Genomic DNA, 13238 nt, shown 5'->3' on the forward strand with positions numbered 1-13238 from the left:
CCCTCTTTCTAAAAGAGGGTTTTATGGGATTAAGAATAGGATGGTTTTTTTAAGGAACATTTTGATGCTTCTTCCGCCAGTTCAGGAGCGTAGAAACTCAGCTTTTTAATTAGATAGCAGGCTTCAGGGAAGTGATGTTCGAGAAATCTCAGTGTTGTTTTATTGAGGATCCTTTTGCCTGCGTATTTCTCGACTATCCCCTTAATGAATTCATTCATTTCAATCACAGTCAGCCCCACATCCCTGGCCAATGCCTGCTGTCGGGGAAACCCTGGCTGCGTAAACCGGAGATATCCTTTCATATGCCGGTTCTGTACCATAAACCCCTGAAAAATCCGGGTATACGTATCTGCCTGTTCATCTACAAATACCTCTATCGGATCGATTGAGTTTTTCAGAAGAATGATGTGTCCCAGCTGATCCTCCAGCCACAAATCCAGCAAATCAAAAAGAGATAGCGGCGGAGGTATAAGCCCTTTTGCATAATAAGAAAGCAGGCGTAAATATTCCTGATTTTCACTTAATGTACCGTTAAAATAGGTCGGCGAAAGATTTATATTAATCATGTTATTAATTCTCAGATTCTGAAGTTTTCCTTCAAATTGAAAATAGCCATTTGCAGCCGGCCATATCTCCAGGGCCATTGCAGCAGCTTCCTGTGAGTCTGCAGGTGCTGAAGTTGCTAACTGATTAAGCCTGGTCCAAAGGTTTCTGAAAGCCTGCCTGTAGTCATCCGCTCTTTTTATATACTTGCCTTCTGCCGGCGAAAGATGGTCCCTGACAAATATCGCGTGATCCTCAAGAATCTCCAGCCAAAATGCATGCTCCTCCCACGGCGTCAAAACTATTTCATTCATCCGATCCCCCCATCATTATCCTTTTAAATGTATATGCCATTTTAAAGGGAACAAGAAGGCCGGTCCGGATAAAAAGGAAGTAATTTAGAGAAAATAAAGAAGCATTTTATGAAAGGAGAATCCCAATGACCAAAAAATTCAATAAAGGCAGCAATAACCAAAATTCACCAAGAGGAAATCAATCCTCGATCAGCGGTGATAACAGCAAGGGCAATAAGAGGAATAAGGATCAAAAAGATAAGACTGATTTGGATTAAGAAAAAACCGGCTTCACATTGAAGCCGGTTTTTCAATCTCAAAAATGATCCATAACTGAGTTCTCCGGAATTTTGAACGGGTCGTTTTTATCAATTCGATCATAAAACATTATTCCGTTCAGATGGTCGATTTCATGCTGCATGATGATGGACGGAATCCCCTTAAACCGGAGTGTCACTTCATCGCCATCAAGATTATGCGCTTTTACTTTAATGCGCTCATAACGGGGCACATATCCTTTTACATCACGGTCTACAGACAGACAGCCTTCACCCTCAGGAAGAAAAATAACACCAACAGAGTGGCTGATTATTTTCGGGTTAATTACATAATGCTCCTGGGGCTCACCTTTCTCATTGGTAAAATAAGCAGTAAACATTCGCTTGTTCAGGCCAATTTGGTTAGCGGATAGCCCAATGCCCGGACGCAAACCATATTTCTTTGCAACAGCAGGGTCCTGGCTGTTCTTCAAATACTGCATCATTGCAATCAGTGTTCCGCGATCCTCCTCAGTTAAAGGCACTGGCACTTCCTTTGTAACTTCACGGAGAATTTGATCACCCTCACGCACAATATCCTTCATTGTAATAGTTGTATCAGCATTAAATTTACTCATAAATAAAAAATTCATCTACCTTTACTATTAGTGTTTTGAAAAGCTTCAAGTATTGGGTCATATTTATTATTTCTATGCAAGTGATTGTTTGCAAGTTTTTTCTTGTTTTTATCCTATCAACTTTTAAGCCGAAAACTGTTTTTATGTTAGCATTCGTGGCAGTGACATGTCCAATCCTTTGGACACAGCCTTATTGTTTTATTTAAATGGCTGTTCCTATTTATTCCTTTTATAATAAAGATAATAATACTTTTGGATCTTAAGGCATAATCTGCACAAATGTAATCCTATATACCATACGCCTCAAGTCTTAGCTGGAAATAAAACCGCGGCTCAATGTGCCTGAATTCGGATTAGCATAAAATAATATTAAGAAACTATTAGGAAAGCAGGGGATTCTCAGTGAAAAGGATTTTCGCCATTTTTATTATTTTAATCTGTTCATATATGCTCTTTACCGGCGTGAACAGCTTCTTCAGCTTCGGAGGAAGCAATACCGGAGCTTCTCTCAGCAAGAGAACGGATACGATCAGCATTGATGTATCAAGCTCAGATACCGTCATTATCCCTGATAAGGGAAATGAAGTTAGAGCGGAACTTGACGGTAAAGGGAAAGTGACCGTCAATAAGTCTGGAAACGAAATTCGTGTAGAATATAAGAGAAAGTGGCTGGATGGCTTTCAGTTTTTCAATAACAAAAGCAACCTGAGAATCTACATTCCGGAAGATTTCAATAAGTCCATGTCCATTCATGTAGGCTCCGGCCGTATGAATTTCGCCGGTGAATCCAAGAGCAAGCCTTTTGGGCTTGAGAGCCTGGATGTTAATATGAGCTCGGGAAAAGTCAGCCTGGCCAACATTAAGACAGATGAATTTGAACACGAAGGCTCATCAGGAATGATGGATGCAGATCATTTATTTGCCCGTTCAGGCGAAATAGATATGAGTTCAGGCAAAGTGAAAATCAGAAACTACCAGGGCAAGCTTGACGCTGGGGTCTCATCCGGGCAGCTCGATATAATGGTCGGCAAGCTGATTGACTCTATTAAAGTTGAAGCCAGTTCAGGATTTGTCCGCCTTGACTTGCCTGATGATGCTGACTTCACTTTAAAAGGCAAAGCAAGCAGCGGCCATATCAGCAGCAATTTCGAATTGGAAGATGAAAAACGTGATAAAAATGATATTTCCGGCAGGCATGGATCAGGGAAACATGACATCCGCATTTCTGTATCCAGCGGGAAAGCCGAAATTAATTAACTGCTGCATTGAAGTCCGGGAAACCGGGCTTTTTTTTGAGTATGATATCCATTCAAATAATCCGCTAAAAGAGAAGAATACACAATACCAAAAGGACAGGTTCATTGCCGGATGGAAGACAAGCAATCACTTATGTGGATAACTAAAAAAACGGGCAGAATGGGGATAACTTTTTGTCTCAATCTTGATTATTGTATGTGGATAACTCTATTGAACCTTCGGATTATCCACGCTGTGTGGATGAATTGGACAAAAATCACCTAAAGTTGTGGATACTTCTGAAAAATTAAAAAAATCAATGAATTAGTTATTCACATTCGAGTTAATGGAAAATACAAAATAAAAATACCCCTCAGACTGTGGATGAAATGGGGATTACTAGTTTCAGCTTAAGCCGATAACGTCGGCCAGCAGTTTGTACGAATTCAGCTTGCCTTGAAAGTCATGAATATTGGTAATGACCATAAACTCATCTGTTCTGTAGATTTCGCTGAGAGTCTTCAATTCTTCTTTTATTTTTGCCGGAGTACCAACTAACATCCGCTTCCGGTTTTCAGTCATTTTTTCTTTTTCCTCATGTATTAGCTGGGTATCTTCAGCTTCAATGCTTGAAATTAGTCTCGTATCTCTCCCTTCTTCAACTGCCAGAAGCCACATATCCTGGCTCAAAGCCAACCTCTCGGCCTCTTCCTGTGTTTCAGCACACACAACAAAAATGCACACATTTGCTTTCGGCTCAGATAAAGCCACTGAAGGCTGGAATTGACTGAAATATGTATCCAGTGCCCTCTTTCCATTGTCAGGATTGATAAAGTGCCCATATGTAAAGGCAACTCCATGTTCCGCTGCCAGTCTTGCTCCGCGGTGCGTGATTCCAAGAAGCCATAATAGGGCAGGATCTTCTGCCTGTGGAAAAGCTTGCACTTGCTGATAAGGATGGCCTTCTGGATGCTCTTTGTGTAAAAATCCCTGCAAATCCCTAACCTGTCTCGGAAACTCATTCAGACTTTTCCTTACGCCATCTGTCAGAGCAAGCCGGGTGGATGCAGTTCCCCCCGGAGACCTCCCGATGCCCAAATCGATCCGTCCCGGAAATAGAGTTTGGAGCACATTAAAGTTTTCGGCAATTTTATAAGGACTGTATTGCGGCAAAAGGATTCCGCCTGATCCGACCTTAATGCGGGTGGTGCCTGATGCAATATGGGAGATAAGAATTTCCGGTGAAGAGCCGGCCATTCCATTCGAATTATGATGCTCAGCTACCCAAAAACGGGTGTAGCCAAGCTCTTCTGCCACCTGGGCGAGCTTGACTGTTTTACGAAACGTTTCAGCTGCAGAATCCCCTTTTGCCACAACAGATTGATCCAAAACACTAAGCTTCATGAGAACTCCCCCTTTTAATGAAGATGATCTTATCACAAGGGGTGCAGCTTCCTCAACTGTCCCGGCTGCGCAAGCGGTTTATTAGGAAATTCACAGCCTTTCTGGTAGTATATGAATGATTTTTTTTAAGGAGGAAGGATAATGCATACTTTAAAAGGAAAAACCGCTCTCATCACAGGAGCAGGCCGAGGGATCGGGCGCGCCGCCGCTATTGCGCTGGCGAAAGAGGGTGTCCATATTGGTTTACTGGGCCGAACGATTGAAAATCTTGAAAAAGTGGCGGAGGAACTTAGCCAGTACGAGGTGAATGTATCTGCTGCCGCAGCCGATGTTGCAGATCTTGAAGCTGTTTCCCATGCAGTCGAGCATATAAAATCAGACCTTGGCTCTGTGGATATCCTGATTAACAATGCCGGAATTGCCAAGTTCGGCGGGTTCCTGGAGCTATCCCCTGATGAGTGGGAAAGCATCATTCAGGTCAATTTGATGGGTGTTTATAATGTTACAAGAGCTGTTCTTCCTGAAATGATTGAACAAAAATCTGGAGACATTATCAACATTGCATCCACAGCCGGCCAAAAAGGAGCGCCTGTCACTAGTGCATACAGTGCATCCAAATTTGCTGTATTAGGCTTAACAGAGTCCCTGATGCTGGAGGTCCGAAAGCATAATATCCGGGTTAGTGCATTGACTCCAAGCACGGTTGCCACTGACCTTGCAATTGAAACAAACCTGACGGACGGCAATCCTGAAAAAGTCATGCAGCCTGAAGACCTCGCAGAATTCATGGTAGCACAGCTGAAATTGAACCCGCGGGTGTTTGTGAAAACTGCCGGCATGTGGTCGACTAATCCATAAATTTTTGATGAATCCCCAATCGTTTAAGGATTGGGGATCCTTTTTGAAAGAAACAAAAAGAGACTGCCGTAAAGACAGTCTCAGTTTAAGTTAATTTGTACTTCTTTTAAACGGCCACCAGTTTGCCTGGCCGAAGTTCTTGACCATAACTGGAATGAATAAAGGCAGCACAATCAGTGCGTAAAGCATTAATCCAATCAGAACAATAGACGCGATCTGCAATAAAGACAGCATTCCGGATGGCATCATTGCCGCGAATGTTCCTCCGAGAATGACCGCAGCTGAAATAATAACCGTACCCATCTTTTTCATGGATAAAAGCATGGCATCTGCGATAGAAAGGTCACGATATTCATTAAAACGGTCCATTAAGAAAATGCTGTAGTCTACGCCAAGCGCGACCAAAATAACAAATGCAAAGAATGGAACCGCCCAGCTGATGCCCGTGTATCCCAGCAGGTTTACGAAAATCGCTTCATTCATTGCCATGCTCGTATAATAGGTTAAAATTAGTGAACCAATTAAATAGATTGGCATGATGATAGACCTGAAAAGGAACACAAGGATGATCGAAATGCCCAGAAGCATTAATACGACTGTACGGGAGTAATCCTTATCAGACATTGTGCTCAAATCAGCATTGGTGCTTGTAATCCCGCCTACTGCGACAACCGCATTTTCAAGCTTAGTCCCTTTTGCCGCTCTTTCCACAGCATCCTTGATGTCATCGACCTGGTCAATGGCTTCGTTGGAATACGGATTTGCTTCAAGAACGACATCCATTGTCATAACTTTGCGATCCTCTGACAAGTAGACATCAAACACCTGGGCAAACTCGTCATCCTCCAGAACCTCAGGCGGCAAATAGAACCCATCCATATTATCCGACTTCGATAGACCTGCCAGGTAATCCTGTGCAGAACCAAGTCCTTCAGATACCTGCTCAAGTCCGTTTGCACTCTGGCCAAGTCCATCTGTCAGCTGACTTATTTGTCCTCCAAGGTCGCCAAATCCGGCAAGAAGCTGCTCCTGGCCACCGCTGATTCCAGTTAAACCATTTGTCAGCCTAGGAAAATTATCAACAATTTGTCCCTGGCCGTCGGCTAGCTGATTGAGTCCCGCCTGCTGAGCTTCGATTCCGTCGATTAGCTGCTGGAGGCCTGCAGAAAGCTTTGATTGTTCATTCAGGATCTTACCAAATCCATTATTTGCTTCCTTTAGTCCACCAGTTAACAGATTCAGTCCTGAATTCAACTCGGTTAAACCGCCTGTAAGCTCACCCAGGTTTGTCTGAATAGCCTGTTTGTAAGTTTGGTAGGTTTGATCTGTTTCTAAGTCAGCATAATTGGCCTCAAGGTGCTTATACAAGTTATCATTTGCTGTACTTATTTCACCAAGTCCAGAACCCACCTTAACATATCCTGCTTGCAGCTCTGTTAACTTATCGTGTGTAACCTGGTAACCATTTAATATTTTTTGGTAATTAGCTGTGAGTTGTTCCACTCCAGCCTTGGATTTTTCCAGCCCATCTTTAATTTGATCTGAACCTGCAGATCCCTGACGAATACCATCTTCAATTTTAGCAAGGTTTGTCTGTATTTCACTTAGACCCGACTTGATTTCATTGGTGCCGGAAATCAAGTCATTGATCCCCTTTGTGGCATTCTGCAGCTCTGGTTCTGATTTTGACAGTTCGCTGCTTGCTTCATTTAAGCCTTCTGAAATTTTGTTTAATCCGTCTTTTCCTTCTCCTAGGCCTTCTTCAAGCGTCTCCGCTTGTTTGGCTACAAAGAAGTCTTCGATCGGCTCTCCGGTTGGCCTTGTGACAGAACGAACTGTATCTACCAAGTCTACTTTCTCAAGCTCCCGGCTAATTTTTTCAGCCAGTCCTACATATTCTGCTGAATCCATTTCCTCATCATTTTTCAAGACGATCTGCGTCGGCATGGATTCTCCCGGCCCAAAGCTGTCTGCAATAGCATTAAACGCTTTAATGCTATTAACATCTCCACCGATTTCCTCAAGTGAGTTGTAAGAAAGTTCTCCATCATATGTCACCAGAAACGGCACACAAACGGCCGCTACAATAAGCAAGGCCAGGAATGGGCGAGCAAGCGAGAATCGTCCGACCGTACCCCATAGTTTGCTTTCACCATGCTCGGCACTCTTTTTCGATGGCCAAAAAATCTTCTGGCCCAGCACTGCCATAAAGAATGGCACAATCGTAAATAAAGCAATTAAGAGAATCGCTACACCGATGGCTACAGCTGCTGCTGACTGGTAAAGAATAAACTGTGAGAATCCAATCGCAGCAAACCCGATCATTACAGCCAGGCCGCTGAAAAATACTGTGCGGCCCGCATTTCGGTATGTTGCCACAATGGCGTCCGCTGTGCTTTCATTATAGGAAAGCTCTTCTTTAAAACGGCTTAGCAGCAGAATACAATAGTCTGTTCCAATCCCAAACAGAATCGCTACCAGGAAAATCTGGGTATAGTTTGAAATCGGAAAATCCAGCCTGTCTACTAAGAACGCCACAATGGATTGTGAAGCAAGATAAGTGAATCCTACTGTCATGAGCGGGATAATCGGCGCAACCACTGATCGGAAAACCAGAAGCAGTACAACCAGAATAAAGACGACTGTTATTCCTTCCGTCTTTTTCAATCCTTCCTGCGAACTGTTCATAAGATCCTCATTGATCAGCCATTCACTTGTATAATAGTAATCTACCTTGGCATCATCAATCGCACTATATAGCTCTTCACTCAGCTCAGCAGGTTCCCGGTCGTTCCAGCTTACATTGACAGATGCCAGAATAGACTTGCCATCCTCTGAAACAAGCTGATCTTTTAAGCTTTTTTCATTAAAATGAGTAAGAATTTCTGTTATGCCCAATTCATTGCTTTTGTCTTCAAGCATGCGGATAGCTTTTTCCGCTTCTTCGATTTCTTCTCCTGTAAGCTTTTTATCATTATGAAAAACAAGTGCGACCTGGGTCTCATCCCCGCCGCCTTCCTGTTTCTGCACTTCTTGCATGATATCCCCGGCAAGTGTGGAAGAATACTCTTCAGGAACAGTTATCTGACCTTTTTCACGGACAAGATCAGCCATGTTTGGCGCTGCCAGAAACAAACCGGCAGCCACTGCGATCCATACGACTATGACAAGCCATTTTCTTTTAATAATTGAGTACACTATTTAATCCCCCGTTTTGTTTTCTGATAGTGCAGAGAGGGCTTCCTCTCTGCTGATCGTTAGTTGAACCCATTGGTGACTCTTCGATGAGTGCCTGCGTCTAAAAGCGGGAATATTACTGCCCGTTTGATTGCGATAGGACTTGATCCAGTTTTTCAAAGGTTTCAATGAACTGCTGTATTTCGGTCTGTTCAAATTTATTTATCAGCGATTCTACCAGGATATGAATCTTTTCTTCTGCTCTCATGTAAAGCTCATTCCCTTTTTCGGTAAGTGTCAGATAGACGACTCTGCGATCATTTTCATCACGTGTCCGCTGAATCAGACCTTTTTCCCACATACGAGTAATCATTGCTGTAATCGCGCTCTTTTTTACATCGAACACTTCCGCAAGCTCTGACGAAGTACAGGAACCTGCCCGGTTTATGTACCTCAAGGTAAAATGCTGATCATTGGTCAGGTCGCTGCCAATCTGATTTTTCACAAGTGATGCAGCCTTTTTCTCAACAGAAAAAGAAACGGAAATATACCGGTCGACCAAATTCTTAATGTCAGGCACACTCATTTATATATTCACCTCGCCATTTGATTATTCTATTATTTAACTGTTCAATAGTTTAACTATTAACGTAGTTAACTTTAAGGGAGGTAAATTGGATTGTCAATAAAAAAAATCGCTCCTGCCTGTTTGCTGTTATCTAGTTTGAGCCTTTTTACTAAGCATCATATTCTCTGACAAAACTTCTTTGGCTGGGCATAGCGATTGGTGGCGTAATTATTAAATAAAGTTACTTTCTTTGCTTCCCAAATTAGTTTTATGTAAAATTCATAAAAAGACGATAGTAGTGAAGGGGCGATTTTAATGAAAGTATTGGCCTTGCTGGGCAGTACGAGAGAAAACGGAAATTCTGAGTATTTGGCTAAAAAGATTGTAGAAGGCACTGACCACACCCTGGTAAAATTAGCGGACCTGAATATTGAACCGATTGTGGATAAGAGGCATACTGATGGCGGCTTTACACCAGTCGATGACGACTATGAAGAATTAGTGCAGCAGATGCAGTCACATGATGTTTTTGTATTTGCCACCCCTTTGTATTGGTATGGCATGAGCGGTCCGATGAAGGATTTCTTTGATCGCTGGTCACAATATTTACGGGATGAACGATTTAACCTCAAAGAGGAGCTGGCTAAGAAGAAAGCTTACGTTGTTATCACAGGCGGCAGCAGCGCAAAAGTAAAAGGACTTCCCCTTGTTCAGCAATTTCAATACATATTTGATTTTGTCGGGATGGAATTTGCCGACTATATCATCGGCAGCGGAGTAAAGCCGGAAGAAGTGAGAGAAGATTCATTTGCATTAGTAAAGGCTGAACAATGGAATAAACTTTTCATAAAATAAAAAGGCGGGACTCTAAGTTCCGCCTTTTTTATCTTATTAGGTTTCCTGCCTCACTCTGATGTCTTTTTTCAGCTGGTTTTCACCTTCAGGATCCAAGTATAGCTTTCTGCTTGGCATAGCAACATATACACGCTCATTTTCAAGGATATCCATGATTTCAAAGTTGATTTCTTCCTTAATTTTCAGGAATTCTCCCCAGTTTGTTGTTTTAGTGAAGAAATAAAGGAAGATATCAAGCCCATTTTCTTTATAATCGTCAAAGGTGACAAAAATGGTTTCTGGATGAATATCGGGATGATTCTTTAACAGATACTCAATCTGCCCTATAACATTAGCCATTTGATCCTTAGTCGTATCATGAGTAACGCGCAATCTGAAGCTTATTTGCCTTTTTCCCATCTTGCTCCAGTTTGTAATTGATTCATTGGCTAAAGTAGCATTAGGAACTGTGACCAGCGCCTGTGCAAATGTCCTTACTCTGGTGCTCCGGAAAGAAATATCTTCAACCGTACCCTCTACGCTTGGCGTCATAATCCAATCTCCAATCGTGAACGGCTTTTCTGTAATAATGACAAATCCGCCAAACAAATTTCCCAGTACATCCTTGGCAGCAAAAGCAATGGCAACACCGCCTAATCCGAGCCCCGCTACAAACCCATTCACATCGTAGCCAAACTCCTGGGCAACAATGCTAAAACTAATAGCCACAATGATAACTCTCAATGCCTTGGAAATGAAAGGAATAAGAATGTTATCAATCTCAAGATTATACCTAACTTTTAAACTAGTAAAAAGGGCAGATGATGCGGCTGCCATATTGTATAATCCCCACGCAAGCAAAATAATGTATGAGGAGCTTATAATATCTAAAAACAAGGGGTTTTTTTGATTTAGATATGGAAAGTAACCAACAGACACATAGATCCCTATTATGATAAAAAAACCTTGAATCGGCTTTTGAAAAGATACAAATAGATGTGAGAAAAAGTCGTTTGGCGCTTTTCTGCTAATCTTTAATAAAAGAGTAAATACATATTTAGCGAAAAGCTTCCGGAAAATGAGAAACAGCAGAAAAATCCCAATGGATATTCCCAGGTCCAATAATTTATCATTTGTTAAATAAGATTCCCAAAACATTTTATTACCTCCTTGATGCTATTTGCTATCATAACATAATTCTCCGAGGCAGGTTATCATACAAACTTCCCTAAGTATATACAGAAAACTGTTACTTCTTTATTTGAGGAGGGATCCCAGTTCGATTCCCAGGAAGGCCAGAAGAATCCCGCCGCCATAGCTCAAAAAAGTATATAGAATAAGCTCCTTTTTCCTTTTATCCATGTGCAGCTGTATCGCCTCAAGCTTCAAGGTAGAAAAAGTGGTGAATGCCCCCATATACCCTGTGCCAAACAGCATAAAAAGACTTCCTTCTATTCCGGAGCCTACCATGACTCCAAGAAGAAGTGAACCAATTAAGTTAATGACAAGCGTGGCAGCGGGGAAATTCGACACAAACTTTTTACTAATGAACTGACTGACCCATAGCCGGGATATCGCACCAAAGAAGCCGCCTATCCCCACCATTAAAACATATAACGTACTCATTCGGCTTCTTCTCCTTTCCACACCTGAAACCCCCGTCGGCTCATCCATAATCCGCCAAAAAGGGAGGCTGCAACATAAACAACGGCCAGAGCTGTATTTCCATTGAGAAAGAGGGCTGCCGTTTCAACGCTTACTGTGGAAAAGGTGGTAAAAGATCCAACAAAGCCAGTTCCGATTGCTGTTTTTATATGAGCCGGCATTGAAGCACGCATCATCAGACCAGTTGTTAGCCAAGCCAAAAGAAAACTGCCAGCCAGATTAACCATCAAAGTAGCAAACGGAAAAACGGTGCTTTCATGAAAGAGAAGAACACCAATGCTATACCGTAAAGAGGCACCCAAAAAACCTGCTGCCCCTACCCATAAATAAATCATGCAGCTCCCTCCATATTCATTAGTCTGTACATATGAACAGCGCCTTGCCCTGTCGGCGCTTGCACTTAACGGTAATTGGCGTATATTTTTTTATTTTACAATAAAATGACTCCTGCCAGTTACTATATAACTGACAGGAGTCATTAGCCCAAAGGCGGTTATAGGGGAAATCCATCACCTAAAAAGACGTGCACTTTTAATAAAAAAGATTGAAAGAAGCAGTCCATATAACAGATGGCCTAACAGCCAAAAAAACATGGCAGAAATAGATGTAAGTTCAGGGGTTCGAACAGATAATGCAGTCGTTGGATAAAGGAGGACTCCTATAATAAAGGTGATGAATAAAGTGCGGGTGATAATTTGGGTTCTGTTCCAGCGGTATTTATTTATTATGAAAAATAGGCAGACTGCTAAAATACCGGAGATGACTAGGTGGAATACAAATTCGATTGATTCGGGAAAATTGTAGTTTTTTAAAATCGGAAAGTAATCCACATTTAATAGCAAAGTGTACACTTTTATATCAGTGGATATCTCAATCATCTTTAAAAATAACCCCAGAAAAATTCCAGATAGCATTCCTGTAAATATTACCCAAAGCCTCCGCATTGATCCTATCCTTCCCATTAATCGCAGGATAATCAAGCTATTTATGGTTTTCTTGAATCTTGCCTTTAATAGGCCCTATCGTGGATTGTTTCATAAAGTCCTGTATTTCCTCAATTGTTAACCCCAGCTGTTTGGCTATCAATATGAGCTCTACCCATTCTTTATCAATTTTCCCCTCACAGGTTTCCATACCCTTTTCCACTCTCCCGTAAAGATTCTGTTCCCCTCAGAAGTCTTCATTGAGTGCTGCTTTTTTAATCATTCGATAAAGGAATAAATTGACAATTTCTCCTGCTAAATCTTCCGGAGCCTTTATCCCTTTAAATAAGTTGGTTGATGTCAGGCGTTCAATAATTCCTGTCAGACTCTCTGCGACAATTCCCATATCAATATCTTCACTGAACTATCCTGACTGTTGCTCTGACAAGAGGTTTGGCTTCAATTTGACCAGCAAGTATCTCCTGAAATTCGTCGGCATCCAAAGCAACACAAAAACCGATGAGTCAAATGCTGATTTTCCCTAAAAAATGCAAAGATAGCTGTCAGATCTGAGGTTTTTCGTTCAGGCAATGATGACAAATCAACACCTGTTTCCACACGGCTACTGGAAGTAAGCTCAGAAATCCGTCTGCGAAACAGGTCGATAAGCTCCTGAAAAATGGCACCTTGGCATCAAAGTAAAGGTAAAACGAAGGCTGTGTCAGACCTGCCCTTTTCACAATGCTGCTGTTTGTATGAAAATAGCCTTTCTGGGCAAATTCCTCCGTGGCAATTTCAAGAAGCAATGCGCGGCGCTGCCCTCCGCTGGCCCCTATTTCCGT

At 42.1% G+C, this 13238-nt stretch carries 15 protein-coding genes and 1 riboswitch; of the genes, 4 read left to right on the plus strand and 11 right to left on the minus strand.

The window, feature by feature from the left end; genetic code table 11:
* Window positions 1–29: 29 nt before the first annotated feature.
* On the minus strand, window positions 30–857 hold the full coding sequence (locus AC6CHU_RS22345; protein ID WP_251284499.1) for a DUF2935 domain-containing protein: 828 nt from the start codon (window positions 855–857) through the stop codon (window positions 30–32).
* 125 nt (window positions 858–982) lie between these two features.
* On the opposite strand from AC6CHU_RS22345, the gene AC6CHU_RS22350 reads away from it, so the two are divergent.
* Complete coding sequence (locus tag AC6CHU_RS22350) at window positions 983–1114, plus strand: hypothetical protein (RefSeq protein ID WP_268891651.1); 132 nt, start codon at window positions 983–985, stop codon at window positions 1112–1114.
* Window positions 1115–1152: 38 nt separating this feature from the next.
* Here the strand turns inward: AC6CHU_RS22350 and def are convergent, their stop codons facing one another.
* Window positions 1153–1731 carry a peptide deformylase gene (def, locus tag AC6CHU_RS22355; protein WP_159863646.1) on the minus strand — a complete coding sequence of 193 codons (579 nt, stop codon included), beginning with the start codon at window positions 1729–1731 and terminating at the stop codon, window positions 1153–1155.
* A 402-nt stretch (window positions 1732–2133) separates the two neighbouring features.
* Here def and liaG point away from each other — a divergent pair, with 402 nt between their 5' ends.
* Complete coding sequence (liaG, locus tag AC6CHU_RS22360) at window positions 2134–2988, plus strand: LiaG family protein (protein ID WP_159863647.1); 855 nt, start codon at window positions 2134–2136, stop codon at window positions 2986–2988.
* Between the two features lie 384 nt (window positions 2989–3372).
* Here the strand turns inward: liaG and AC6CHU_RS22365 are convergent, their stop codons facing one another.
* Window positions 3373–4371, minus strand: a complete 999-nt coding sequence (locus AC6CHU_RS22365) for an LLM class flavin-dependent oxidoreductase (protein WP_498122828.1) — start codon at window positions 4369–4371, stop codon at window positions 3373–3375.
* Between the two features lie 141 nt (window positions 4372–4512).
* Between AC6CHU_RS22365 and AC6CHU_RS22370 the strand changes: the two genes are divergently transcribed.
* Window positions 4513–5229: a 3-ketoacyl-ACP reductase gene (locus tag AC6CHU_RS22370; protein WP_159863649.1), complete on the plus strand. Its 717-nt coding sequence runs from the start codon at window positions 4513–4515 to the stop codon at window positions 5227–5229.
* 90 nt (window positions 5230–5319) lie between these two features.
* Here the strand turns inward: AC6CHU_RS22370 and AC6CHU_RS22375 are convergent, their stop codons facing one another.
* Window positions 5320–8427, minus strand: a complete 3108-nt coding sequence (locus AC6CHU_RS22375) for an MMPL family transporter (RefSeq protein WP_159863650.1) — start codon at window positions 8425–8427, stop codon at window positions 5320–5322.
* 115 nt (window positions 8428–8542) lie between these two features.
* A complete protein-coding gene (locus AC6CHU_RS22380) occupies window positions 8543–8992 on the minus strand; it encodes a MarR family winged helix-turn-helix transcriptional regulator (protein WP_251284500.1) in 450 nt (149 codons plus the stop codon).
* A 297-nt stretch (window positions 8993–9289) separates the two neighbouring features.
* Between AC6CHU_RS22380 and AC6CHU_RS22385 the strand changes: the two genes are divergently transcribed.
* Window positions 9290–9829 (plus strand): flavodoxin family protein, encoded by a 540-nt coding sequence (locus AC6CHU_RS22385; protein ID WP_251284501.1) that lies wholly within the window; start codon window positions 9290–9292, stop codon window positions 9827–9829.
* A 36-nt stretch (window positions 9830–9865) separates the two neighbouring features.
* On the opposite strand, the gene AC6CHU_RS22390 is transcribed toward AC6CHU_RS22385, so the two are convergent.
* The 6 genes from AC6CHU_RS22390 to AC6CHU_RS22415 form a co-directional block, all read right to left on the minus strand.
* Window positions 9866–10966, minus strand: a complete 1101-nt coding sequence (locus tag AC6CHU_RS22390; protein WP_251284502.1) for a mechanosensitive ion channel family protein — start codon at window positions 10964–10966, stop codon at window positions 9866–9868.
* A 99-nt stretch (window positions 10967–11065) separates the two neighbouring features.
* A complete protein-coding gene (gene crcB, locus AC6CHU_RS22395) occupies window positions 11066–11434 on the minus strand; it encodes a fluoride efflux transporter CrcB (protein WP_159863654.1) in 369 nt (122 codons plus the stop codon).
* Window positions 11431–11808 carry a CrcB family protein gene (locus AC6CHU_RS22400; RefSeq protein ID WP_251284503.1) on the minus strand — a complete coding sequence of 126 codons (378 nt, stop codon included), beginning with the start codon at window positions 11806–11808 and terminating at the stop codon, window positions 11431–11433. The genes crcB and AC6CHU_RS22400 overlap by 4 nt, the downstream gene beginning before the upstream one ends.
* Window positions 11809–11935: 127 nt before the next feature.
* Window positions 11936–11996, minus strand: a riboswitch (Fluoride riboswitch).
* A gap of 458 nt (window positions 11997–12454) precedes the next feature.
* Entirely contained in the window at window positions 12455–12607 is a 153-nt protein-coding gene (locus AC6CHU_RS22405; protein ID WP_159863910.1) for an anti-repressor SinI family protein, read from the minus strand.
* A gap of 36 nt (window positions 12608–12643) precedes the next feature.
* Window positions 12644–12802: a hypothetical protein gene (locus tag AC6CHU_RS22410; protein ID WP_236566190.1), complete on the minus strand. Its 159-nt coding sequence runs from the start codon at window positions 12800–12802 to the stop codon at window positions 12644–12646.
* A gap of 157 nt (window positions 12803–12959) precedes the next feature.
* The gene (locus AC6CHU_RS22415) at window positions 12960–13202 is read right to left on the minus strand and encodes a helix-turn-helix domain-containing protein (RefSeq protein ID WP_236566191.1); all 243 of its coding nucleotides are present in this window, start codon (window positions 13200–13202) and stop codon (window positions 12960–12962) included.
* Window positions 13203–13238 lie beyond the last annotated feature (36 nt).

This window comes from Cytobacillus sp. GQ23, assembly GCF_059758675.1.